Annotated in this window: 21 protein-coding genes; 16 read left to right on the top strand and 5 right to left on the bottom strand. The window is 36.9% G+C overall.

Annotation, left to right across the window (positions count from 1 at the left end):
• Nucleotides 1-103 precede the first annotated feature (103 nt).
• The 3 genes from FFR48_RS02875 to acnB all read right to left on the bottom strand — a co-directional run bounded on the left by FFR48_RS02875 (nt 104) and on the right by acnB (nt 4566).
• The gene (locus FFR48_RS02875; RefSeq protein ID WP_162501833.1) at nt 104-730 is read right to left on the bottom strand and encodes an MAE_28990/MAE_18760 family HEPN-like nuclease; all 627 of its coding nucleotides are present in this window, start codon (nt 728-730) and stop codon (nt 104-106) included.
• Complete coding sequence (locus FFR48_RS02870; RefSeq protein WP_137666307.1) at nt 727-1824, bottom strand: DUF262 domain-containing protein; 1098 nt, start codon at nt 1822-1824, stop codon at nt 727-729. Before FFR48_RS02870 ends, FFR48_RS02875 begins: the two co-directional genes overlap by 4 nt.
• Nucleotides 1825-2001: 177 nt before the next feature.
• Nucleotides 2002-4566, bottom strand: a complete 2565-nt coding sequence (gene acnB / locus FFR48_RS02865; protein ID WP_137666306.1) for a bifunctional aconitate hydratase 2/2-methylisocitrate dehydratase — start codon at nt 4564-4566, stop codon at nt 2002-2004.
• 147 nt (nt 4567-4713) lie between these two features.
• On the opposite strand from acnB, the gene FFR48_RS02860 reads away from it, so the two are divergent.
• The 9 genes from FFR48_RS02860 to FFR48_RS02820 all read left to right on the top strand — a co-directional run bounded on the left by FFR48_RS02860 (nt 4714) and on the right by FFR48_RS02820 (nt 9031).
• Nucleotides 4714-5130, top strand: a complete 417-nt coding sequence (locus tag FFR48_RS02860; RefSeq protein WP_137666305.1) for a XisH family protein — start codon at nt 4714-4716, stop codon at nt 5128-5130.
• The gene (locus tag FFR48_RS02855; protein WP_137666304.1) at nt 5118-5462 is read left to right on the top strand and encodes a XisI protein; all 345 of its coding nucleotides are present in this window, start codon (nt 5118-5120) and stop codon (nt 5460-5462) included. The genes FFR48_RS02860 and FFR48_RS02855 overlap by 13 nt, the downstream gene beginning before the upstream one ends.
• Before the next feature lie 785 nt (nt 5463-6247).
• Nucleotides 6248-7132 (top strand): ATP-binding protein, encoded by an 885-nt coding sequence (locus FFR48_RS02850; RefSeq protein WP_137666303.1) that lies wholly within the window; start codon nt 6248-6250, stop codon nt 7130-7132.
• Nucleotides 7125-7340, top strand: coding sequence for a hypothetical protein (locus FFR48_RS02845; RefSeq protein WP_137666302.1), 216 nt, complete (start codon nt 7125-7127; stop codon nt 7338-7340). Before FFR48_RS02850 ends, FFR48_RS02845 begins: the two co-directional genes overlap by 8 nt.
• Before the next feature lie 7 nt (nt 7341-7347).
• The gene (locus FFR48_RS02840; protein WP_137666301.1) at nt 7348-7557 is read left to right on the top strand and encodes a hypothetical protein; all 210 of its coding nucleotides are present in this window, start codon (nt 7348-7350) and stop codon (nt 7555-7557) included.
• Entirely contained in the window at nt 7557-7946 is a 390-nt protein-coding gene (locus FFR48_RS02835) for a hypothetical protein (RefSeq protein ID WP_201277567.1), read from the top strand. Before FFR48_RS02840 ends, FFR48_RS02835 begins: the two co-directional genes overlap by 1 nt.
• 197 nt (nt 7947-8143) lie before the next feature.
• Entirely contained in the window at nt 8144-8332 is a 189-nt protein-coding gene (locus FFR48_RS02830) for a hypothetical protein (protein ID WP_137666299.1), read from the top strand.
• Nucleotides 8310-8660: a type II toxin-antitoxin system PemK/MazF family toxin gene (locus tag FFR48_RS02825; protein WP_201277566.1), complete on the top strand. Its 351-nt coding sequence runs from the start codon at nt 8310-8312 to the stop codon at nt 8658-8660. Before FFR48_RS02830 ends, FFR48_RS02825 begins: the two co-directional genes overlap by 23 nt.
• 137 nt (nt 8661-8797) lie before the next feature.
• The gene (locus tag FFR48_RS02820; protein WP_137666298.1) at nt 8798-9031 is read left to right on the top strand and encodes a hypothetical protein; all 234 of its coding nucleotides are present in this window, start codon (nt 8798-8800) and stop codon (nt 9029-9031) included.
• Between the two features lie 178 nt (nt 9032-9209).
• Here FFR48_RS02820 and FFR48_RS02815 read toward each other — a convergent pair whose 3' ends face one another.
• Together FFR48_RS02815 and FFR48_RS02810 are read right to left on the bottom strand one after the other, a co-directional pair.
• Nucleotides 9210-9587, bottom strand: coding sequence for a hypothetical protein (locus FFR48_RS02815; protein ID WP_137666297.1), 378 nt, complete (start codon nt 9585-9587; stop codon nt 9210-9212).
• 528 nt (nt 9588-10115) lie between these two features.
• Entirely contained in the window at nt 10116-11189 is a 1074-nt protein-coding gene (locus FFR48_RS02810) for an NAD(P)/FAD-dependent oxidoreductase (protein WP_137666296.1), read from the bottom strand.
• 87 nt (nt 11190-11276) lie between these two features.
• On the opposite strand from FFR48_RS02810, the gene FFR48_RS02805 reads away from it, so the two are divergent.
• The 7 genes from FFR48_RS02805 (at nt 11277) to FFR48_RS29970 (ending at nt 24089) form a co-directional block, all read left to right on the top strand.
• Nucleotides 11277-12119, top strand: coding sequence for a YaaW family protein (locus tag FFR48_RS02805; RefSeq protein ID WP_137666295.1), 843 nt, complete (start codon nt 11277-11279; stop codon nt 12117-12119).
• Nucleotides 12101-13432, top strand: a complete 1332-nt coding sequence (locus FFR48_RS02800) for an O-antigen ligase family protein (protein WP_137666294.1) — start codon at nt 12101-12103, stop codon at nt 13430-13432. The genes FFR48_RS02805 and FFR48_RS02800 overlap by 19 nt, the downstream gene beginning before the upstream one ends.
• 749 nt (nt 13433-14181) lie before the next feature.
• Nucleotides 14182-22281, top strand: coding sequence for an Ig-like domain-containing protein (locus FFR48_RS02795; protein WP_137666293.1), 8100 nt, complete (start codon nt 14182-14184; stop codon nt 22279-22281).
• A gap of 210 nt (nt 22282-22491) precedes the next feature.
• Entirely contained in the window at nt 22492-23286 is a 795-nt protein-coding gene (locus FFR48_RS02790; RefSeq protein WP_137666292.1) for a leucine-rich repeat domain-containing protein, read from the top strand.
• Nucleotides 23276-23413 carry a hypothetical protein gene (locus FFR48_RS02785; protein ID WP_162501832.1) on the top strand — a complete coding sequence of 46 codons (138 nt, stop codon included), beginning with the start codon at nt 23276-23278 and terminating at the stop codon, nt 23411-23413. The genes FFR48_RS02790 and FFR48_RS02785 overlap by 11 nt, the downstream gene beginning before the upstream one ends.
• Nucleotides 23410-23967, top strand: coding sequence for a Uma2 family endonuclease (locus FFR48_RS02780; RefSeq protein ID WP_137666291.1), 558 nt, complete (start codon nt 23410-23412; stop codon nt 23965-23967). Before FFR48_RS02785 ends, FFR48_RS02780 begins: the two co-directional genes overlap by 4 nt.
• Nucleotides 23964-24089: a hypothetical protein gene (locus tag FFR48_RS29970; protein WP_268932391.1), complete on the top strand. Its 126-nt coding sequence runs from the start codon at nt 23964-23966 to the stop codon at nt 24087-24089. The genes FFR48_RS02780 and FFR48_RS29970 overlap by 4 nt, the downstream gene beginning before the upstream one ends.
• Nucleotides 24090-24092 lie beyond the last annotated feature (3 nt).

Below are 24092 nucleotides of genomic sequence, written 5' to 3'. Positions count from 1 at the left end.
ATGAGTGCCAAGAATTGGTCTTGGAAATGATGGCATCTGTTCGCAATAAGATGCCATTTTATCAGCAGGGTTTGAGGGCTGTAATGCTTATCCAGCAACCTCTTTAGCTCCTTTGTCGCCCCCTCAAAGTAGCATCTCTACCAACTTCCTCAAATGACTTAAAACCATGTCCTAAATCATTTCTATTAGTTTTAATTGTCAGTAGATCAATCCCATCTCTAGTTTTGCTCTTATTAGTTTGGTATGAAAAACCATAAATTTTGGCAGTATTTCTTATTTCTTGTGCATCTACATTACCTGAAAATAGTCTTTTCTTATTTTCTTTCTTCACCAGAGCATCAAAGGTAACTGATACAATATCAACCGAAATATTTCTAAGATTTATCAAAAGAGAATCTGTTGATTGAATATCTTTATCCCTGACATGATTAATAACAATCTTTTTAATTTCTTCTCTCGCGTCATCGAAAGAAACTCTTTGAGTTTTTAATTCATCAAAAATTGTTTCAATTGCATTACTCATTGTAGCTTCTACTAGGTTGTAGAGTAACAAATATCCTGTCGCTTTAAGAGTCTTTTCTAAATCATCATCTATTGGTTTTGTTTTGATATTGTTAGAATTACCCATACTTAATTGAATTGAACCTTGATCTAGGTTTTTTAAGAAGTAAAAATATTTACTAACTTCTTTGGCGCGTTCATCAAAATTTTGAAATAATGTACTTTTCATGAATTACCTAAAAGCTGATCACGAACATATTCAATACGACGAATGACTTTATTTTGAGAACTACTAGCATCAGATTTAGTTAATTTTTTAAAATCATCAGAATCTAAAAAAGCAGTAGATTTTGGCACTAAATTGGGATTTTCTCTTAACGCCAAAGCAATACCTACTGTAATAGATTCAAACTTAATTCTAGTTGTAGGTTCATAGCAGTCCTTATTTTTTCGATAAATATGTAAAGAATTGGAGCAATATTTTTCTATAAATTCTAACATCACATAAAATTCATTTCTCATATCATTTATTTTTTGTAAATCAGATTTATTTTCCTGCTTTAAATATTCATCCAAAAATTCATGAACTTTGTTATCAAACTTGCCATAATTTTGATAATTATTTAAAAAGGCAAAAAAACGTAATACATATTCTTGTGGATCTCTTTTGTTAATTTCAGTGTCAGTAAAGGAACATAAATCTCTAAACAGTTGATTTTTTGAAAGTTCTTCAATTAAATCAAGACACTTTCCTGGTTGACCTCCTCTACGTTTCTCCATTGCGTTTAATTCAAGACTTCCAGTATTAATTCTCTCGAAAAGATCCCTTCTAATCTCTTCATCTGCTTCTTCTGTTAATTGAATCATTCTAATAGTAGTTCTGTTAAAACGTCGTTGGCGTGGTAGTGGTAAATCTTGAAAAGTAAACCCATTCAGATGTTGTAATTTTTTAAGATTCTGTAATTGTAGTTGGTTTTTAATAAACTTAGATAAAGTACGAATACGTTGCGTACCATCTATAATTTCTAAACGGGCTAAATCCTCTGATCCTGATATATCCGCAACAAAAATATAAGGTATTGGTAAGCCTAACATTAGAGATTCTATAAATTTTGATTGTTTATCTTCATCCCAAGACATTTCTCTTTGATAATCTGGAATAAAAATTTCATTTTCACCTTCCTCTTCTCCATCTAAATATTTTTGAACAATTATCTCAATGGGGTATTCTAAAGTGTTGTAGTCAACACGCTTTGTTTTTTCACGGATTTCTTGTTCCGCATTTTCTTTGCGTTGATCTGTAATTTCTATTTGAGTTACCATATTTGACAATTTATTTTTGTTAATGTTTACAATTAGAGTTTTTTGATTGAGTGAATTAATTACATTTTACCACTGAAATAGGTGAATTTAGCTAGAGTAAAAAATCTTAATAATTGATGATTGAATATCAACGTCTTAAAATCAAGGTGAGTCCATCAAGACCCACCCTAACCTAAATTACACCAAAGCCGCCTGTTCCTCCTTACTAATTACCCTACCCTCATCCTCAAAACCAACAATTTGATCAAAATTCAAATAACGATACAAATTATCCGCAAAAGGATGGATTTTCTCACCCACAATATCCAAATATTCCTGCACATTAGGAAGTCTTCCCAACAACGCACAAACTGCCGCTAATTCTGCCGATCCTAAATACACTTGTGCGCCATTTCCCATGCGATTATTGAAGTTACGAGTAGAGGTAGAAAACACAGTAGTATTATCTTCCACTCTCGCCTGATTTCCCATACACAAACTGCATCCAGGAATCTCAGTTCTCGCTTTTGCACCTACGAAAACATCATACACACCTTCTACCTTTAATTGGTGTTCATCCATTCTTGTAGGTGGTGCGATCCATAACCTTGCTTTTACCTCACCTGCACCTTCTAAAACCTTGGCAGTTGCCCGATAATGACCGATATTTGTCATACAAGAACCAACAAAAACTTCTTGTACAGGATCATTAGCAACTTCCGATAATAACTTAACATTATCAGGGTCATTGGGAGCAGCAACAATTGGTTCTTTGATTTCATTCAAATCAATTTCAATTATTTCTGCATATTCCGCATCTCCATCGGCTGATAATAACACAGGGTTGGCTAACCATGCTTCCATTTTTGCTACTCTTCTCATGATGGTTCGCGCATCAGAATAACCCCGTGCTACCATATTTTTTAACAGGGCAATATTTGACCGCAAATATTCGGCAATGGTTTCTTCACTCAATTTAATTGTACATCCAGCACAAGAACGTTCTGCGGAAGCATCTGTTAATTCAAATGCTTGTTCTACTTTTAAATTGGGTAAACCTTCAATTTCCATGATCCGTCCAGAAAAAACATTTTTCTTGTTCTTTTTCTCGACGGTTAATAATCCTTTTTGGATGGCAACATAAGGAATAGCGTTAACAATATCTCTCAAAGTTATTCCTGGTTGCAATTCTCCTTGAAATCTCACTAAAACTGATTCTGGCATATCTAAAGGCATTACACCCAATGCACCTGCAAACGCAACTAACCCAGAACCCGCAGGAAAGGATATACCCAAAGGAAAGCGCGTGTGAGAATCTCCTCCTGTTCCCACTGTATCCGGTAATAACATCCGGTTTAACCAGGAGTGAATGATACCATCACCAGGACGCAAAGCTACACCACCACGAGAGGAGATGAAGTCTGGTAATTCTTGATGGGTTTTAATATCCACTGGTTTGGGATATGCTGCGGTATGGCAGAAACTCTGCATTACTAAGTCTGCACTGAAACCTAAACAAGCAAGTTCTTTTAACTCGTCTCTTGTCATCGGTCCTGTAGTGTCCTGAGAACCGACTGTAGTCATAATTGGTTCGCAAGATGTCCCCGGACGTACACCGGGTAAACCACAAGCCTTCCCGACCATTTTTTGCGCCAATGAGAAGCCTTTTCCGGTGTCTGCTGGTTGTTGGGGACGAATAAATAATTTGCTGGGTTCTAAACCCAAAGCTTGACGGGTTTTGTCGGTGAGGGTACGTCCAATTAATAGGGGAATGCGTCCACCAGCGCGAACTTCGTCTAAAATGGTGTCAGGTTTGAGGGTGAAGGTGGCAATCACTTCTCCTGCTTTGGTAATTTGTCCTTTGTAGGGGTAAATTGTGATTACGTCACCGGTTTCCATTTTGGTAACATCGCATTGTATGGGTAATGCACCTGCATCTTCGGCTGTGTTAAAAAAGATAGGTGCGATCGCCCCACCTAAAATATAACCTCCTGCCCGTTTGTTGGGAACGAAGGGAATATAATTGCCTAAATGCCATAATACAGAATTGATTGCAGACTTACGAGATGAACCGGTACCAACCACATCACCGACGTAAGCAACAGGATGTCCTTTTTTCTTCAAGTCTGCAATGGTTTCTAAACTTCCCGGTTGACGGGTTTCTAACATTGCTAAAGCGTGAAGGGGAATATCAGGACGGGTGGTAGCGTGGGTTGCGGGTGATAAGTCGTCGGTGTTAGTTTCTCCAGGAACTTTGAAAACCGTAACGGTGATAGCTTCGGGGAGTGTGGGACGAGAAGTAAACCATTCTGCTGCTGCCCAAGAGTCTATCACTTTTTTGGCGTATTTGTTGGTTTTTGCTAGTTCTAATACATCATGAAACGCATCATAAACCAATAAAATTTTACTTAATGCTGTGGCGGCGCTTTCTGCTACAGAGGAACTGAGTAAATCAATTAATGATTGTACGTTATAACCGCCTACCATTGTACCTAGTAATTCTACTGCTTCTAGGGGAGAAACTAGGGGACTGGTAATTTCTCCTTTTGCAATAGCTGTGAGAAAACCTGCTTTAACGTAAGCTGCTTGATCTACTCCGGGGGGTATGCGATCGCGTAATAAATGTAGTAATAACTCTTCTTGTCCTTGGGGGGGATTTTTGAGTAATTCACATAATTCTGATGTTTGTTTTGCGTCTAAAGGAAGGGGGGGAATACCTAATTGGGCGCGTTCTTGGGTATGTTGTTGATATTCTGCTAACATGATTTAGCTTTTCTCCTGCTATGTCTTGTTTTCTTTATTTTATTGTAAAAGAATTGTTACAGGAGTTACTGGTAAACGAATTTGTCAGATATAAACAGTTTATAGTTTATAATCAGATTATTAAAAATTTTACTAAATTTAACTTTTATGTCAGCCAGGGATACTTACCATGAAGCAATTAAAAATGCCTTAATCAAAGATGGTTGGATGATTATTCGTGATCCTTATACTATTAAATATGAGGAGATCCAATTATTTGCCGACTTATTAGCTGATAGAACTTTAGAAATTGAACGCAATGGACAACAGATTATTGTGGAAGTGAAGAGTTTTATCAGTCGTTCACCCATGCGTGAATTGGAAACAGCTTTAGGGCAATATATTATTTATCGTACCTTATTAAAGGTCATTCTTCCTGAAGCTAAAATTTATTTAGGAGTAAGTCGTGGTATTTATAAATCTTTCTTTTTACAAAAAGCGATTTCGTTTATTATAGAAGAAAATGGTTTAAGATTAATAGTTGTTGATTTGAATAAGGAGGAAATAATTCAATGGAGAAATTAAATCTATATCGCAATGTGATCAAGAAAATTCTCACAGAATATGAACAATTAGCATCACAAACACCTAATCCTGAAGGTGTTGATAGTATATTAGCATTTGATGAACAAAGAGATCAATATCTTTGGTTTCAAACAGGTTGGCAGAATGATCATAAAATTAGAGGTATTACTGTTTATGTGAGAATTAAAAATGAGAAAATTTACATTGAGGAAGATTGGACAGAAGAAGGTATTGCAACTGAGTTATTAAGGGAAGGTGTACCAAAGGAAGATATTGTTTTAGCTTTTCATGATCCTGAAACTCGGAAGTTTACAGAATTTGCTGTGGCTTAGGTTTTAATAATGTAGGTTATGATAGTGACACACAATATTTTTAATGAGTAATATCAACTGCGGTAGCAATATAAGTGAGTAGTAAAACTTGCTTGACAACCAATAAAAACATGATTGATTGTAATTTTTGTAAAACACTAAAGTGAGGTAATTATGAAAGTTGTTTGGAATTGTTTTTTAAAACTCTTTATTATCTTTTTTATGCTTTCTACATCGTTGATTATAATAGGTTTAGATTTTTATTATTACATAATTGGATTACTGATTATGTTAATAATATTTTCTTTGCGTTTATGTTTGGTTCATGATTGTAAAACTGGATGGGAAAACGGCAAAGATATATTCAAATCTTATATTAGTTTTGGTATAATAATTGTACGTAAAAATTGGGATTTTTGGACTAGCTTGTTAACATCAGAATTAATATAAAAATCTAGGACTTACGCACTGTACAAACTCACCATCATGTGCATGAACGAAAATCCGTCGTTTCAGGCTTTTGGCGATTAACTTCCGATCAATAGCGAACTGCTTGCAGCAGTGCTTCGCTATCGCTCAAAAATCATCAAAAAATCATGTTAAAGTACCCGAAACCCATACCCCATATTTGGTTGATCCTGTCAATGCGTAAGTCCTAAAATCATAAAAAGGTAGATGTATCTTTATCTACGCTTTTTAAAAAAAATATAAGAAATATTAAATTTTTATGATATGTGGCAATTAATTTTTGTTAATCGAGGTATAATACTTTATTGTCAAAATCAAATTTTTAACTTGTAAATCTAATGAGTAATGGGTTAATACAGTTAACATCTGCTGAAATTAGACATAAAATAAATCATCAGAAACTTTTTGGAGTAGATGATTTGTTTGAGTATCTTTTTAATTTCTGCAAAATCTGTTTAACAGCAGATCAAAAGCAAATTGAGAATTTTAGCTACTATGATTTAACACCATCAGTTTTACTTTATGGTGTTCCTAATACTGGTAAAACAACGCTATGTTATTCATTGTTTGATAAGTTAAAACGAGAAGTTACCCCTGAGATTAACTTTTATTATATTGATATAGGACGGATGCTTGATCCAGCTTTAGGTCAGTCTTCACGTAATATAGGAGATATTTTTGATGATTTAAAAAGTAAATGCAAAAAAGATTCTTCTGTATTTTTATTATTAGATGAATTAGATACTTTTTGTATGAGTAGAAGTAGAACTCAAGAACATGATGCTATCAGAAGAGCTATGACAACTCTCATGCTAGAATTAGATAAACTTCATCCTAGTAAAGATAACAAACTTTTGATTTTTGGAATTACCAATATTCCACAGTCAATTGATACAGCAGTTGTGAGGCGATTCTCTTTAAAAAAAGAGATGCAGACACAAATGGATGTAACTTCTTTTAACAATTATTTAGAAGTTTTGGGTGATACAATTAAATATTCTCCTGCTCTAGAAATCAAAAAACAGCTATATGATCTTTATCAACAAAGAAATTTAACTGCGGGGGATGTAAAGAATTTTTACAAAGAGATTTATATTGATTTTTTATGCAAAAATGTGGAACAAAGTCTAATTGAAAAGAAAATCATAGAACTCTTTTCACAAGGGTTTTCAACTTCTGAACATCTTGCAGCAACCAAAAAGGAGCTAATTGGTAATGACTGATCAAACTGATGAAGATAAGATGATGGAAAGACTACTCATTCATAAAAATATGATTGGCTGGTTGATTAAAAAACTGAAAGCAGAAGGAATTGAATGTCAAAGAACTACTGGTAATGATCCTAATGGAGATATATTATTGATTAATCCTGAAGATGAACCGAGAGTACAAGAAATGATTCGGAAAATACAACAAGAGTATAATCAATAATTACCTTATGAAATATATTGAAATAAAAGCCCGAAAAACAACTATTTATCCAGGGGATGTAAAAGCAATTATATCCAAAGGTTGTGTCAGTGGAGTATTAACCACAGGTAGAATTTCAGATAATGCCAAAAAACTTTTAGATCAAGCTGGTATTGCTTGGGCTGAAAATATCGAAGAAAGACAATTTTTAGAATCTGAAGCGGAGGAATTTGAATAATGTTAGACATTAAGTTTTACAGCAAAAATGGTGTATCACCTGTCACTATTGAATTATCTAGTGAATTTTATCAAAAGCTCACTAAATCAGATTTTTCAGAAATAGGAACATCCCGCAAACAAAAAATCAATATAGAAGATGGAGAAGCAGATGATATTGAAGTAGTTGATTTGGATAAGGGTAAAATCAGTAATCGAACAAGATTAATAGATTTTTTTAAAGAAGCAATTGTTGAAGAAAGTATAGCTATGCTAGAGAAATTAGGTGAAGGTGATACTCTACCCTCAAAAGAGGAATATAAGCAACAAACTTATACTCTGAGAAAGTTTCAGCAAATACTAAAAGTGTTAGAAAATTCTCAATATTCTTATCTACAAAGAGTTACTTAAAGTTATCGTTAACTTTTGGTGGTGATAAATAATGGTGCGTTATATTAACGCACCTTAACACTAATATCCAAGAATAACCCCATCCTGTAAATCCTTAAATCCTGGACATCCTGATTCTGACAATATGCTATAATCTACCTAATGATTTCAAAGAAAAATCAATGCTACAAATCAATAAAAACAAGGAGTTGTGAATAATGAAAGTGAAAAAGGAAGAACTTAAAGCCATGATTCTCCAATTTCCTGTAGAAGAAATTAATGAATTAATTGCAGAAATTAGAAAAACTTTGGAAATGAGAGAGTTTATGAAATTAGCAGAAACAGGATTTACAGAGTGGAATGATCCAGAAGAGGATATTTATAATGATGGAACCGAATATTCATGAAATTTGGTTAGTTTCCTTTCCATTTAGCGATTTAAGCAGTAATAAACTTAGACCTGCTTTAGTTATTGCTATTCACAGAGAAGAAGTAATTATTTTGAGGATTTTCTCAAAAATACCTGATGGTAATTTACGAGATACTTGGGTTTTAGTTTCTGATAAAGACGATGATTTTCAGGAAACTGGTCTGAAAAAAAGCTCAATAATTAGGAGTGATAAAATAGCAACTGTGAATCAATCTGTTTTTCAGAAAAAATTAGGTATCTTATCACCAATGTTGATAGAAAAATTAAATTTAGCTTTGACAATCTCTCTTAATTTAGGTAATTAAAGGTTAATTAAAAGATTGATTCCTTAACCTTTCATCCCCAAAAATAACCCCATCCTGTAAATCCTTAAATCCTAGACATCCTGATTCTGACAATATGCTATAATTAGTCAACCAAAATATATAAAGTAACATCAATAATGACCACAAACATCCACTTTCAAGCAAAAGTAAATCACGGGAAAATCGAAATTCCCCTGAAATATCAAGAAGAAATAAACAGCGCGGAAATAGTCGAAATTGTGATTTTACAACCTATCCCCAAAAAGAAACAATTCCCAGCAACAGGAATAATTAGTAACTTAACTGCAAACCCCATCAAAATTGCTAATTTTCAACCACTGACAAGAGAAGAAGCAAATGAACGGTGGTAAAATGACAAAATACTTTATTGATTCCAATATTTGGCTTGATCGTTTTATCTTAAATAGTAGTGATTCCAACGCCATAAAAAAAGACTTTTTCAGTAAACCCTATTGAGTTAGATCCCAGACTTCTGGAAAAAGCCAGGGATCTGATGATAGTCGAAAGTTGTCTAGGAATTAACAGAAATCAACCAAACCAGTTAGAAGGTTGAAAACCTGGTTGAATTGTTTCACAAAGGTGTTGACTAATAAACTCTGCTTTTGCTTGCATGATTGAAAAAATCCCTTGGTGAATCAAGTTTTGTAGATGTAATTTTTGTTCTAAAGGATTACGGGATAACTTGTGATTGAAAAAACTCTCTTTGGGATTTTCAGCTAATAATATTTGAGTCTCAGAAACTCGACTATCAACACCAGGAAGACGATCAATTACAAAAGAAATTAGCTCTTGACGTAAATCAGGAACTGCAAAAACCTGTTGATAAGGTTGGTAGGGGTATGTATGCAAAACACTTTCAATTTCACTAATAACAGATTGCTGTGTTAACTTAACTACGGTTTTCATTTGTTCTTATCTCCTTTTCCATGCAAATAAATGATTGGTGCAACAAAACATTTATCTCAATAGCAATTTGGTAATGATAAGCAGTGATCACCCTTTCCCACACCATACCCGACACCCCCAATTCAAGATTTAATCTTGGCAAGATATCAGATGATTCAAAGTTGATGATATTTAGTTGTAATTTATACCTATTTAAAGATGTTATTTTCAAATAGGAATCCAGCTACTGCTTAATTACCGATGTTAGAGCTATACAAATATAATTATTTCATATTTACGCTATTTTGGTGAAAAACTACACAAAACGCAGCATAAACTATTAGGGATCAATTTTATTTACCTTTATTTACAAAAAATTTTGTTAATTATGCTTAACCTGAAAGTAAAGTTAAACTCACAATAAGATTTACATTACCTCTGATATTATTTCTATATGAAGCTGCTCCTAATTATGCCCCCGTCTGTGGGCTTATTTTGTCTTTCCCCAGAATTATATTCTGAGGGAAAAATTAAAGTGTAATTTACATATTAAAAAAATCTTAAAAAGTCCACATCTTCCATCAATAGATGTTGCAGTTGCTGATCAATTTCAGCAGCAGCAGCTAATCCCGAAACCATTGCTCCTTCTACCAAATTTCCGCCACACCAATCACCACAACAAACTAAAGGTAAAGGAGTATTGGCAGATAAACAAGGTATATCTAAAGGAGTACGAGGAAAAGCATAACGCCAACGATGTACTTGCATCCATTGAGGATTTTCTAACCAGGGAAGTGCTAAATTTTCTGCTGCTTTTTGCAACATATCATTACCAACAGGTTGTAAATCTTGGGTTTCTAGATGTTGTTGAGCGAACTTGGCGCTACTTTGTAACACAAAATGCGGTGGTTGTGATTGGGGACGCTTGCTACTATCGAATCCAATCCATGCTAAATCAGCATGATCATTAAAAGTTAAAGCTTTCCAATGGGGTAAGGGTTGAGAGTTGGGGGAAAATCCCGCCATGACACTAATACAAGGGTAAAACTCAACAGAATGCAAACTATCGAAAAAATCAGCACCCAATAAACTTTTACCCAAAGGCGCTAATAAATCTCCAGCTTGGGGTGCAGGAATAGCAACTATTAAACCCTTGGCGTTTAATTGTTCATTATTGTCTAAAGTAAGACACCAAGCATTTTCTTTGGTAAGATTAATCTTGATCACACGCTGATTAAATAAAATCTCTAAACCAGGAGTGAGAAATTTAGCAATACTGCTCATTCCCTCTGGTGCAACATAACGCGGACTACAGTTTGCTGGTTGAGATATACCTTCAGTGATGGAAAATTCATAAACTATATCTGTCCAGATTTTCAGAATTTGCCGATTTTGCAATAAATCCACAAATTTACTGAATAATTCACCCTTAGGTTTTAGATAACAAGCACCATGATCAGCCCAAGTTCCCTGTAAACGCCGAGTAGCAACCCTTCCCCCCACACCACGAGATTTTTCCACCACTAAAACCCCATAACCAGCTTGACGTAACCGCTGGGCGCAAACTAAACCAGATATACCCGCACCAATAACCGCAATATCAGTAAGATGAGAATTTGACATATTTCACAATTCAACCTTGACAATAACTATTAAAAGCTAATAGTAGAATAGGGTACAGACTAGCAGCATGGAAGGGAGGATGGGAAATTGGATGAACTAAGGGCGGTACTAGAGTTAGCCACCGAAGAAGAACTACAAGACTTAACAGCTATTCTGTTTAGTCGCAAATTTAATCCCCTAGATTATGTTCACACACCCGAACCCATCGTAGTGCAAAGCCAAGATCGTCAAGCTTGGTTAGATGCAATAGAAAACCGCTTTCGCTTTTTAGCGGCTGATGGGATCACGGTATTACGGGGGCGCACTGATCAAGTAACTTACCGACAAGCATTAATTCAAGTATGTAAATATTTGAAAATTCCTTATTATGACGATTTAGCAACCATTGATTTAGAAGCAGAGGTATTTTTGCATCTTTTAGGAAAGGTGTGGAAAAAATTGCCAAAACAAGAACAACAAAAAATTGCCACTAAAATACAACGTCAGTTATTATCATCAGAGGAGCAAAAACCATTACCTCTGTCATTACAAAAAGATCCTTTAGGATTAATTTTCAAAGGTGGTAGTGCTTTAGCTGTAACTTCCGTGATTCAGCCTTATGTACTTCAACAAATTGCCCGTCAATTTGCCATTCATTTAGCTACCTATCAAGTAGCCAAAGAAGCCGCAATTACAGGTACACAAGTAGCCAGCAAACAGTTTCAAAGCTATGTCACAGCACAAATGGCGCGAAGGGGAATGACTGTAAGTGCAGCCCGATATAGTGCAGTTCGCACAGTATTTGCTGTTGTCGGACCAATGATGTGGGCTTGGTTTTTTGCTGATTTAGGTTGGAGAGCGATCGCTACTAACTATGGTCGCATTATTCCTACTATTTTCACCCTCGCGCAAATTCGTCTCACCCGTGCAGAATGTTGGGAGTTAGCTTGAACAAGGCTTTTTATCATCCTGATTCTAGTTTGCAACCTGCGTGGAACAGTCTTCAATTTGGGTTGCTTGTTTTCCCTGTCAATCCATTTTTGGGGGCTGTAACTATTTGTTTGGCAGCATTAATAACTTGGGCGAAAAAATACCGCACCATTAGCCAAAAACCCCTGCACAAAGGATTTGCAATTTTAAGTTTATTGTTGTTGATCACTACCGGGTTTGCCTCTCATAAATTAGAGGCTTTCCTGGGTTTATTCAACTTCTTACCTTATTTTTTCGTATTTGCCGGATTAACATCCCTAATTCAAACACCTGCTCAATTACGGCGAATATCTGGGATTATGATCATAGGTTCTTTACCTGTGGTAATTATCGGTTTTGGACAATTATTTTTAGGTTGGAGTTTTAAAATACAATTTCTTTGGGTGTTAATAGATTTGACAATTGCCCCTGGAGGAGATCCACCCGGACGCATGGCTTCTGTGTTCATGCACGCCAATACTTTAGCCGCTTATTTGGTGACAATTTTTATTTTGGGTTTGGGTTTATGGCTAGACAATTATCAAAAACTCCAACAAAAAATCCCACAGAAAATCACAACTAATTACCATCCCATTATTTTCTTAACAATAACAGTAATTGCGAATTTTATAGCTTTGATTTTAACCAACTCTAGAAATGCTTGGGGAATAGCGATTATTACCTGTTTAGCTTATGCTTTATATCAAGGTTGGCGGTTAGTTGTCGCTGGTTTTTTGAGTATTGCCACTAGCATATTGTTAGCAGCTTTTGCACCAGAAGCGATCGCTCAATTTTTCCGTCGTTTCGTTCCTTATTTTATCTGGGCGCGATTAAATGATCAAATGTTCCCTGATCGACCAGTAGCATTAATGCGAAAAACTCAATGGGAATTTGCTTGGAATTTAACACAACAACATCCCTTTACAGGTTGGGGTTTACGCAGTTTTAGCGGACTTTATAAAACCAAAATGCAAATTGATCCTGGTCATCCCCATAACTTATTTTTAATGTTATCAGCAGAAACCGGTTTAATCACCACTTTGTTATTTTGTGGGTTACTAATTTGGATTTTAATTACTGCTAGTAAAACTCTATGGAAATCAAAATCGTTAGAACCAGAAAACAGAATCATCTTTTTTAGTTATTTATTAGCCTTTATCGGTTGGATAATATTTAATACAGTCGATGTCACAACATTTGATTTACGGTTAAGTACATTATTTTGGGTATTTTTAGCTGCCCTATGCGGTGTATGTTATCAGTATAAGTCACGTCATCATACCAATTCTATGTGAGGTGGCGCTATATTTCCGTAGGGGCAATTCATGAATTGCCCCTACCATGTATAATTTGTTGTAATTTGAAAACAATCGTTACAATACTTAATTTAATCGTGTAAATATTTACAATTAATATATTGACCATATAAGCATAGTCAGCATATATTATTTCCAGGGTATTATTTATCTCAGGGGATCATTTAGCGACTAACGTGATTTTGTCTGAGTTTACTCAGAGGGTAAGAGATATTTACTTTTATTACAGCTATTTTCAGGTAAATAAACCACATTTTGATTTAGGTTTCGCGTCAACAATGTAGGCGCGTTCGCGAAGCGTGCTGGAAGCATCAGCATTCGGACAATTAATTATCGGTTTTTACCTAAGACTATCATCCGAATGCTTCGCCCTGACTGTGGTCTAAAGACATGAAAACTGCTGCAATGAGCTATTATGTTCATCAATTTATTATCCAATTGCATTGCGTGTAGACGGAATGTATTGGTTTAGCTGCTGATTTTTCATCAGATACAAATTTAGAAATTGGGGATACGATAATCAATTAATTCCTAATATCGAAATTATACCACAATCTCAACTACAAGCTGATGGGGCTTTTGGCAACAATACCATTTATCTTTCCCAAGATTTAGTTAACCCTAAAAATTCTAATTCCAGTCAAGCTGTCAATGTTCTATTAGAAGAAATAGGACATTATATAGATGATAAAATCAATATTCAAGATGCAGTTGGAGATGAAGGAGAATTGTTTGCTTATCTAGTGCAAAATCAAGTTTTAGCACCAGAAGTAATAGCAGCATTAAAAGCAGAAAACGATCATAGTTTTCTTGAGTTAAGAGGTGAAAAATTTGCAGTAGAACACGCAGAAACACCAGGAATATTCTTAGTAGATAACACAGGGAAAATCTCAATTAACTTCCTAGCCGATGCGGGTAGTTATCGTAGTGAAATGGCTATATTTAGTCTGCAAGGAATAGATAATTTCACACCAGGTTCAGGTGATTATATCAAAGAAGCAGCCCGTCGAGCTTTAAGTAATTCCCCATTGGGATACATAGTTATTATCGATCCCAACGAAGGCGCGAAATTTACAGGAGAACTGGGAGAGAATAATCAAAATGAAGGAAATTATAGCGGTATAAAAACATTCGATTTTACACCAGGATCGCAAATAGCAATGATGTTAGTTCCGCAAGGAACTGTGCAACAAGTATTTGATAATCCCAACGTCGGCAATAATCAACGTCCCTTATTTTCCATTGCTGCGGCTAATCCCAATAACGCCACACAAATGGGACAATTAGTACCAGGTACTTTCGGATGGGAAGATATCCGAGTTGACCAAAATACAGATGCAGATTATAACGATATCATCTTTCAAATTAAAGGTGCAACAGGAACAACAACAGAAGTCGGCCAATTATTTGCGGTGGGTAAAGATTGGCGAAATCTTCCCCTTGGTCAAGAAATTATTACCTTTGCAAGTATAGGTTTAATAGCTAAATTAGCTCAAGATACAGGCATTGTAGATAGTGTTACCAATAATCCTGAAATTGTTGGTTCTTTAAACAATGCTAGTAACATCAGCAAGTTACAAGCTAGATTGGGTGGTAGTAATTTTGCTGATATATTATCAGAATTAAAACCCGATGGAAATTTTGTTTTAAATAAAAATAAATTAGCACAAATCAATGGTGGTCAACTAGCGGATGGTGAATATCAATTAACTTTACGTGCAGAAAATCAAGGAGGTAATGTAGATGAATTTTTAGTTAAATTTACCTTAGATAACACCAAACCAGGAATACCCACAGAAATAGGGTTAAAAAATGATAGTGATACAGTCACCAATCAAAATACACCAACTATCACAGGTAAAGGTGAAACTGGTGCATTAATAGAAATATTGGATGGACAAAATAAATTAGGACAAACCATAGTTGTTAATGGTTTTTGGGAAATTACCACATCTCAAATTACCGATGGATTGAAAAATTTAACTATCACAGCAACGGATATTGCCGGTAATAAGAGTGATGCTGGTACTAAAGAATTTACCATTGATTCAGCCTTACCACAAATTAATATTACCAATCCTCAAGCTAATGCACAACTAACTACAGGTGCAAGATTGCAAGGTACTGTAAATGGTACAGGTTCAATAATAGATAAATTAACTTATCGTTTTGGTGATGGTAGTGAAATTAATGTACCAGTAAATGCCCAAGGTGCATTTGATGTAGAATTGAATTTAACAGGTTTATCATCAGGACAACAAAACCTGATTATTAAAGCCATAGATTTAGCCGGAAATAGCACAGAAACAACGCAAATCGTGGTGATTACTCAATCAACACCAGACACAACAGCACCATTAATTACTGCTAGTCTTAATAATGATACAGGCATCAACACCGATGGTATCACTTTCGATTCTACCATCACAGGAACAGTCACAGATAGCAGTGAAATCACAACATTCCAAGCCAAGTTAAATTCTGGCAACTTTGTAGATGTTTTAGCTAAGTTGCAAAATGGTAATTTTACTTTAGATACAGCCACATTAACTCAAATTAATGGTGGACAATTACCAGATGGGACTTATCAACTAACACTCAAAGCAGAAGACAAGTTTGGTAATGTTTCTAGCGAAGTGAAATTAGACTTTACCCTGGATATCACTGCACCACAAACACCAGGATTCATGTTAGATACAATCCTTGATTCTGCTCCCATTGGTGATTCTCGGACAACATTTACCAATGTCAAACTCATAGGACAAACAGAAGCAAACACCACCGTTAAATTACAAGGAATAGGAACATCAATTACAACTGATGCTACTGGTAAATTTAATTTTACTAACGTGGAACTAGCATTAGGCGATAATTCCTTCACTGTTAATGCACAAGATATAGCAGGAAACACCAGCACCTTTACCACAATTATTAAACGAGTTGAGCAAGATAACGGTGATGTAGTATTAGATTGGAACGCCACGCTGTTAAATGCCATTTATGAAGATAAGACAACACCACCAGTAGCTTCTCGCAATATGGCCATCACCCAAACTGCGGTTTTTGATGCTATAAATACAATTACTGGAACTTACAAAAACTATCACTTCACAGGTACAGCGCCAACAATTGTATCAGCAGAAGCCGCAGCAGCAAGCGCCGCACATCAGGTTTTAATTAATCTCTATCCTGGACAAAAATCCTATTTTGATAATGCTTTAACCGCTTCCTTAGCAGAAATTACCGACGGTACAGCAGAAGATAATGGTGTGACATTTGGACGCACTGTAGCCGATGCTATTTTAACTTTCAGAAGTGGAGATGGGTCTAGTAGTACTATTACCTATACACCAGGAACTAACCCCGGACAATGGCAACCAACGTCCCCAGGATTTGCTTCTGCTTTATTACCGCAATGGGGACAAGTGACACCATTTGCGTTAACCAGTGGTGATCAATTCCGTCCTGATGGTACACCAGCTTTAAACAGTGCTGAATATACCACAGAATTTAATCAAGTTAAAGATTTAGGTAGTAAAAATAGCACTAATCGCACGACGGAACAAACACAAATTGCTAAATTCTGGGCTGATGGTTCTGGTACATTTACACCGCCTGGACATTGGAATCAAATCGCCCAAAATGTCGCTGCAACTAAAGGTAATTCTTTAGTAGATAATGCCCGGTTATTTGCATTATTAGATATTTCCTTAGCTGATGCAGGAATTGCCGCTTGGGATGCGAAATATAATTATAATTTCTGGCGACCAATTACCGCTATTCAAAATGCAGATAGTGATGGAAATGCTGATACTATTGCTGATGCTAGTTGGACACCTTTATTAACTACTCCACCTTTCCCTGAATATGTTTCTGGACATAGTACCTTTAGTGGTGCGGCGGAAACTATCTTAACAGGATTGTTGGGTAATAATGTTAGTTTTACCACTAATTCTTTAGGAACTCCTGGTATTTATCGTACCTTCAGTAACTTTACAAATGCAGCTAATGAAGCAGGAATTAGTCGCATTTATGGAGGTATTCATTTTAATTCGGCTAATGTGGAAGGTTTAGCAACTGGTAGAAGTGTGGGTAATTATGTTCTGGAGAATTTGTTAGCACCTAAAGATAACATACCTCCCACTGTTGCTATTTCTAGCACTCCATCAACAGCGACATCTTTTGTAGAATTAACCTTTAATGAACCAGTACAAGATAGTTCATTTACAGCAGATAAATACAGCTTGGTGATTTCTGGTGGTGTTAATGATGGTCAAGCTGTGACGATTAGTTCAGTAGAAAAACTCAGTTCTACCTTAGTTAGATTAAATTTAGCAGCAGCTTTTACTACAGGAAATTATAAATTAACTGTTGCTTCAGGTCTTACTGATATAGCTGGAAATGCCACCACAACAGCACAGAATTTTGATTTGAATATTGCGGCTGCACCCCTAGAAATTTCTCCTAATAATGGGGAAGAGATGGTAGGGTTAAATCGGGAAACAGTGGTGAGATTTGGTAAGAAAATAGATCCCACAACTGTTAAAGATGATAGTTTCTATCTCATAGCTAATGGTCAAAGAATTGCTGGAAATATCAAAGTTTCCAGTACAGAAGAATTTGCTACTTTCTTCTATGCAAATCCCTTACCAGCTTCTACAGAAGTGCGGGTAGTTGTTGATGGTAGTAAGATAATTGGCCGTGATGGTGTGGCCATTGATGGAAATTTAGATGGTGTTGCTGGTGGTATAGCTACAGCCGACTTTACCACACTTCCCATTACTCGCATTCCTGGAACAGATGTTTGGGGTTATGTGTATGATTCCTACAACAAAAATCCCGATGGTTCTAATATTCCTATCAAGGGTGTAACTATTCGTTTGGATGCTTTACCAAATGTGTTTGCTGTCACTGATGATAAGGGTTATTTCATTCTTGAAGATGTACCTGCACCAGACTTTTATGTTTACATTGATGGTTCAACCGCTACAGGTGCGCCGGCTGCTACTCAGTATGCTAGTTTAGGTAAGCCTTTCCACAGCGTACCAGGACAGTCTACGCAGTTGTTTATGGATGGTCTGCCATTTGATGTATATTTACCACCAATGGCGGCTAGTGATGTTAAACCATTATCTACTACGGAAGATACTCAAGTTGGATTTGGGGAAGTTTCTCAGGCATTTTTACAGCAGTTATTCCCTGATGTTGATCCTGATGTGTGGACACAGGTACAGGTGACGTTTGTTGCAGGTTCGGCTCAGGATGATGCAGGTAATGTAGCTACTCAGGCGATGATTATACCTGTAGATCCGCAGCGTTTACCAGCACCGTTACCTCCAGGTGTAGATCCACAGTTGGTGATTTCTATTCAAGCTGGTGGTGCAAATGGGTTTAATAGAGAAGCAGATGGTGGGGCGACTAATTTTGATGTACCTGCACCGATACAGTTCCCCAATTTGGAGGGGTTGAAACCGGGTGAGAAGAGTTTGTTCTGGTCTTTTGACCATGATGCTGGTAAGTGGATTGTAATTGGTACGGGTACGGTTAGTGAGGATGGGTTGACGATTAAATCTGATCCTGGGGTTGGGGTTTTAGCGCCGGGGTGGCATTTTGTGAATCCTGGTACACCAACAAATGGTCCAACAAAACCAGATAAACCAGATGATTGTGATCCAGATGTATTTACTATTGAGAATGCAATTGATTTATTTGAACAAGTTACTAAATGTACGGCAGGATTCTTTAAAATACAAGGATTGATTGCAAAAGTATTTGAGATTGCTTCAGAAGCAAAGTCTCTAATTGGTAGTGCTGACAAACTATTAAAAGGATTGGAAGACGGTAGTTTAAATGCCAGTGATGTACAAGCATTATTTCAAAGCATCAACTCTACTAAGAAAATTCTCAAATCCACCTTTGATGGGATTAAAGATCAAAATCCATTAGGAAAAGCCCTTGCTATTTCTAAATGTTTAGAAAATCTACTTGGTTTTAGTGCTAGTGTTTGCGGCAAAATTACAGAACAGGATAGTGGATGTAACACTATTGCCGTGAAAACTGTCTGCAATGGGTTGGATTTAGCTAAATCAACTTTAGGTAAGGTGAATTCTCTGATTGAAAAAGCGGAAGAAGGATTGAAAGAAAGTTTATTTGCTCTCGCCTGTGGCACAATTGATCAAATCGCTTCTTTGCTAGGATTTGCAGCACAAAATGAAGGAGCAAGAATAGGAGTTAATAGCATCAATATTCAAGCAGAATCAGATACCGTATCACCAGAAACACTAGAAGAACTTAAAACTCTAGTTCCCAAGTTAATTGGGGAAATGGAAGGGTTTTTAGTTAACGCAGAAGCCGGCGCAGAAATGGGTGAAATTTTAGAAGATGTAGGACAACAAATTGGAGACTTAGAACCTAGCGTTGGTCAAATGGCAGGTGAATTACTTGATTATCCTGCCAATGCTTATTATTTAATAGAGTATGGCAATTTTGCTTCAAGAGGAAGAACTGATGCAAATGGTCAATTCGATACTATTTTAGCTCCCAATACCGAATTTAAATTATCAATTTATGATGCCCAAAGTGGCAGAATCGCTACATATACGGGCAAGACTACTGCATCTGGTTTTGCTACTGAAATTCCTGCTCTTGCCTATGTAACAACAGAAGGCATTGCTAAAGTTTATCAACAACAAGGAATAGACTTACCAGAAGACCTCATCAATGAACTTTCGGATGCTGATTTATATGGGCTTCCTGACAGTGACAATGATGGATTGGTTGATGAAGCAGAAAATATTATCGGCACAACTGCTAACAAAAAAGACACAGACAACGATGGCATTAATGATTTAGCAGAAATTCAACAAGGATTAGATCCTCTTGGTGGCCAAGCTTTCCCCACAGGAATTATCTCCTCTCTCCCCCTATTTGGTGAAGCTAAAGCAATAACAGTTACAGGATCAACCACTAATACACAAAATCAAACCGCTTATGTGGCCACAGGTTCTTATGGATTAGCTATTGTTAACGCCTCTCAATTCAATAACCCCATCATCCTCGGTCAACTTGATTTACCAGGAGGTGACGCTACAGACGTTGCAGTGGATACCAACTTGCAAATTGCAGCAGTGGCCAGCAATAATGGCGGTTTACAACTGGTAGATGTATCTGACCCCATGCTTCCTGTCCTTAAACAAACCATCAATATCAACGCCAGTCAAGTTGAAGTTGTAGATGGAATTGCCTATGCTACTGTTGGCACATCTTTACGCGCTGTTGACTTACTCAGTGGAGAACAAATCCAACAAGTAACATTACCTGGTTCAGGAACAGTTACAGGTTTAGCACGAGATGGCTCCTATCTCTATGGTTTCATCAGTGGCCCCGATATTTTCTTCACTGTTGATATTAGCAACTCCGCCGCCGTAACCCTCAAAGGGCAGCTAACAGTTTCCATTGCTTCCACTGATGTGGGCGTATTTGCTGGTAATGGAGTCGCTTATCTTGCAGGTAGTGGAATGCGGACAATTGATATTTCTAATCCTGCTAATCCCACTTTAATTAGTGATTCAGATTTATTTTTCACGGCTCGTAACATAGCTCTTAATGGCTCAGGATTAGCTTTAATTGCGTCAGAGGATCAGGGCATTGGAGTTTATGACATTATTGATCCGCAAAATACAAATAATGTAGTCTTCTCTATTGACACTCCTGGCTTTACCTATGGTGTAGCCTTAGCGTCTGGTATTGCCTATGTTGCCGACGGTACTGGTGGTTTACAGGTTATCAACTATCTACCCTTCGATAATAAAGGTGTTGCTCCTACCGTTATGATTACCAGTCCTGTAGTTGACTTAGACCCCAATCAGGCGGGTATTCAAATTACAGAAGGTGGTTCTATTTCCATTCAAGCTAATGTCACCGATGATGTTCAAGTCCGTAATGTCGAATTATTAGTCAATGGGCAAGTCGTCAGCAATGATCTTTCCTTCCCCTTTGACTTAAATGCGATCGCGCTGAGTAATGATCCCAACGCACCAGTCGTTAACGTACAAACACGAGTGACAGATACAGGTGGCAATACCAGCCTTTCCAATATTCTGACCTTCGATCTGGTTCCCGACACCATTGCGCCTAGTATTGACAGTTTCTCTGCCAATATGCGTACTGCGACTATTCGTTTCTCAGAAGCCTTAGACACAACTAAGATTACTGCCGCTAACTTTACTTTGATCAATAGCTCTAATCAGACAAGTGTGCCTGAAAATATTCAATTCCGAGACGGCGATCGCACCATTCAACTTACCTATCCCGTCTTGGCAGTGGGGAATTATCAGTTAGTTATTGATGCCGCTCAATTAAGCGATCGCGCAGGTAATGCCCTCGGAGTTGAAGATGTCATTAAAACCTTTGATATTACCCCAGAATTAATTTTCACCGCTCCTCAATCTGGTTTTGTCGGCTTTTCTGGAACTCCCGTTCTGATTACAACCTTTGAAATTGCCCCCAACACGACCCTACCGACTCAAATTCAGGATATTGAGATTAGCTTTGTTATGGATGATGGTGACAGCGCACCAGGAGATTTTGATTTCAATGATCTAACCCTCTATCTGGACGACATCAATACGGGCATTATCTTAAATGGTTGGCCAAATGATGCCAGTGATTTCAGAAATACAGTTTCAGGAACGCCTCTGAATGGAGATGCAATTCTAGCAGCCCTTCAAGCGGATGGTAAATTAATTGCCACTTTTAGTGATGCTGATCCTGATGATAATTTCTGGGATTTAAGTGGTGGTTTCGATGCGACCCTGAAAATTAAGTAAAGTTATCTTATCCCAAATAAGGTTTGGACTTAAATGAATAAAAAGAGTCTCAGAGGTCTAGGTTTATTAACAGTAATGCTATATTTAGCTACTAGTTGCGGTCTGAGTAATTCTCCCATTACGCAGAATCGAGGGTCAGAACGTACTCTTAATTTTCCGACTAATCGTTCTTTAGGTAAACTCTATATCCTATAAGAAAATCTTCATTTTTTGAGCGGTTCAGGTGAGGAAGAAAAAGGAGAAGCACAAGGTAGGGTTCCTGTTGTCGTACCAGAAGGGTGGTTACTAGAATTACGGATAAGTCCCGAAGCCTCTACTGATCTTTCAAGCCTTTCAAGCCTTTCGACTCTTAACCCAAATGATTTACAGGCAATATCTTTATACAATACCCAAGTAACAGATGAAGGACTAAGCCATCTTCAACAATTATCAGGGTTAAAAAGCCTTGATCTTTCTAACACCCAAATTACTGGCACTGGGCTCGCTTACTTCAAGGGACTTTCTGGATTAAAAGCGTTGAATCTAACCTTCACAAGCGTTACCGATTCAGGCCTAGCTAACCTTAAAAAAATCCCTAATCTTCAATCATTGAATCTTTCTAAAACAAAAATTAGTGATGGCGCATTGGGCTACGTTAAAGAACTACCACAATTGGAAAATCTGGAACTTTATTATACCAATGTCAGTGATGCTGGTCTTCAGCAGATTCAACAACTTACTCAACTTCAATCTCTCAATATTGGATGGACTCAGGTAACAGATGCTGGACTATCTTATTTGGTTGGACTAACACAATTGAGGAAATTAAATTTAGATTCAACCAAAATTTCTGATGTTGGACTTGAGAAACTGGAGGCACTCAGCAATCTTCAAAGTCTAAGTTTAAATGACACAAATATTACCGAAAATGGCTTTAAAAAATTAAGTCAATATATCTCACCTTGCAATATTGATACTAATACAATTGATAAAAAAAGACTTTTTCCTTCTTGTTATGCACCATAGTGCGATCGCTTTTGGGGTGTGGGAGTGCGATCGCTTTTTGAGGATGTGGGGGGCGATCGCTTTTTGGGGATGTGGGAGGGCGATCGCTGTTACAATTAAAGAGATTTTGGAGGGTATGAAGCGATGATAGTTACAGCAATTAGACCCGTAACAATCGAAGAGTTTTTGCAATTACCAGAAACAGAACCTGCTTCCGAATTTATTAATGGACAGATCATACAAAAACCGATGCCTCAAGGGGAACATAGTCAACTTCAGATTGACCTCTGCGAAAGAATTAATCAAATTGCCAAACCTCAAAAAATCGCCAAAGCCTTTCCCGAACTACGCTGTGTTTTTGGTGGATTAGCGATCGTTCCTGACATAGCTGTATTTCGTTGGGAGCGAATTCCTCGATTGTCGTCAGGACGGATTGCCAATCGTTTTGAAATTTATCCCGATTGGGCGATTGAAATTCTCTCGCCCGATCAAAAATATAAACAAGTCCTAGCCAAACTATTACACTGTGCCGAGTATGGGACGGAATTGGGATGGTTGCTAGATGCTGAAGATGAAAGCATTTTAGTTGTAGATAGCGATCGCCGAGTGAGGGAATTTAAAAATAGTGATCGTCTGCCTGTTCTTACAGGGATTTCATTAGAGCTAAACGTTCAAGAAGTCTTTAGCTGGTTGATTTTTTGACAGGATTGCTTTTGGGGATGTGGGGAGGGCGATCGCTTTTTGGGATGTGGGAGGGCGATCACTTTTTGGGATGTGGGGAGGGCGATCGCGAAGCACGACCTAAAAATCATTTGCTAAAATAGAAG

Source organism: Sphaerospermopsis reniformis (genome assembly GCF_005402885.1).
Taxonomy (GTDB): domain Bacteria; phylum Cyanobacteriota; class Cyanobacteriia; order Cyanobacteriales; family Nostocaceae; genus Sphaerospermopsis; species Sphaerospermopsis kisseleviana.
The sequence above is the reverse complement of the archived record's forward strand: the minus strand, read 5'-3'. Positions and strand labels throughout refer to the sequence as shown.

What these genes read in the sequence shown, in the direction of transcription:
- FFR48_RS02875 (WP_162501833.1), bottom strand. Translation starts at nt 730, where the DNA reads ATGAAAAGTACATTATTTCAAAATTTTGATGAACGCGCCAAAGAAGTT.
- FFR48_RS02870 (WP_137666307.1), bottom strand. Translation starts at nt 1,824, where the DNA reads ATGGTAACTCAAATAGAAATTACAGATCAACGCAAAGAAAATGCGGAA.
- acnB (WP_137666306.1), bottom strand. Translation starts at nt 4,566, where the DNA reads ATGTTAGCAGAATATCAACAACATACCCAAGAACGCGCCCAATTAGGT.
- FFR48_RS02860 (WP_137666305.1), top strand. Translation starts at nt 4,714, where the DNA reads ATGTCAGCCAGGGATACTTACCATGAAGCAATTAAAAATGCCTTAATC.
- FFR48_RS02855 (WP_137666304.1), top strand. Translation starts at nt 5,118, where the DNA reads ATGGAGAAATTAAATCTATATCGCAATGTGATCAAGAAAATTCTCACA.
- FFR48_RS02850 (WP_137666303.1), top strand. Translation starts at nt 6,248, where the DNA reads ATGAGTAATGGGTTAATACAGTTAACATCTGCTGAAATTAGACATAAA.
- FFR48_RS02845 (WP_137666302.1), top strand. Translation starts at nt 7,125, where the DNA reads ATGACTGATCAAACTGATGAAGATAAGATGATGGAAAGACTACTCATT.
- FFR48_RS02840 (WP_137666301.1), top strand. Translation starts at nt 7,348, where the DNA reads ATGAAATATATTGAAATAAAAGCCCGAAAAACAACTATTTATCCAGGG.
- FFR48_RS02835 (WP_201277567.1), top strand. Translation starts at nt 7,557, where the DNA reads ATGTTAGACATTAAGTTTTACAGCAAAAATGGTGTATCACCTGTCACT.
- FFR48_RS02830 (WP_137666299.1), top strand. Translation starts at nt 8,144, where the DNA reads ATGAAAGTGAAAAAGGAAGAACTTAAAGCCATGATTCTCCAATTTCCT.
- FFR48_RS02825 (WP_201277566.1), top strand. Translation starts at nt 8,310, where the DNA reads ATGATGGAACCGAATATTCATGAAATTTGGTTAGTTTCCTTTCCATTT.
- FFR48_RS02820 (WP_137666298.1), top strand. Translation starts at nt 8,798, where the DNA reads ATGACCACAAACATCCACTTTCAAGCAAAAGTAAATCACGGGAAAATC.
- FFR48_RS02815 (WP_137666297.1), bottom strand. Translation starts at nt 9,587, where the DNA reads ATGAAAACCGTAGTTAAGTTAACACAGCAATCTGTTATTAGTGAAATT.
- FFR48_RS02810 (WP_137666296.1), bottom strand. Translation starts at nt 11,189, where the DNA reads ATGTCAAATTCTCATCTTACTGATATTGCGGTTATTGGTGCGGGTATA.
- FFR48_RS02800 (WP_137666294.1), top strand. Translation starts at nt 12,101, where the DNA reads ATGTTGGGAGTTAGCTTGAACAAGGCTTTTTATCATCCTGATTCTAGT.
- FFR48_RS02785 (WP_162501832.1), top strand. Translation starts at nt 23,276, where the DNA reads ATGCACCATAGTGCGATCGCTTTTGGGGTGTGGGAGTGCGATCGCTTT.
- FFR48_RS02780 (WP_137666291.1), top strand. Translation starts at nt 23,410, where the DNA reads ATGATAGTTACAGCAATTAGACCCGTAACAATCGAAGAGTTTTTGCAA.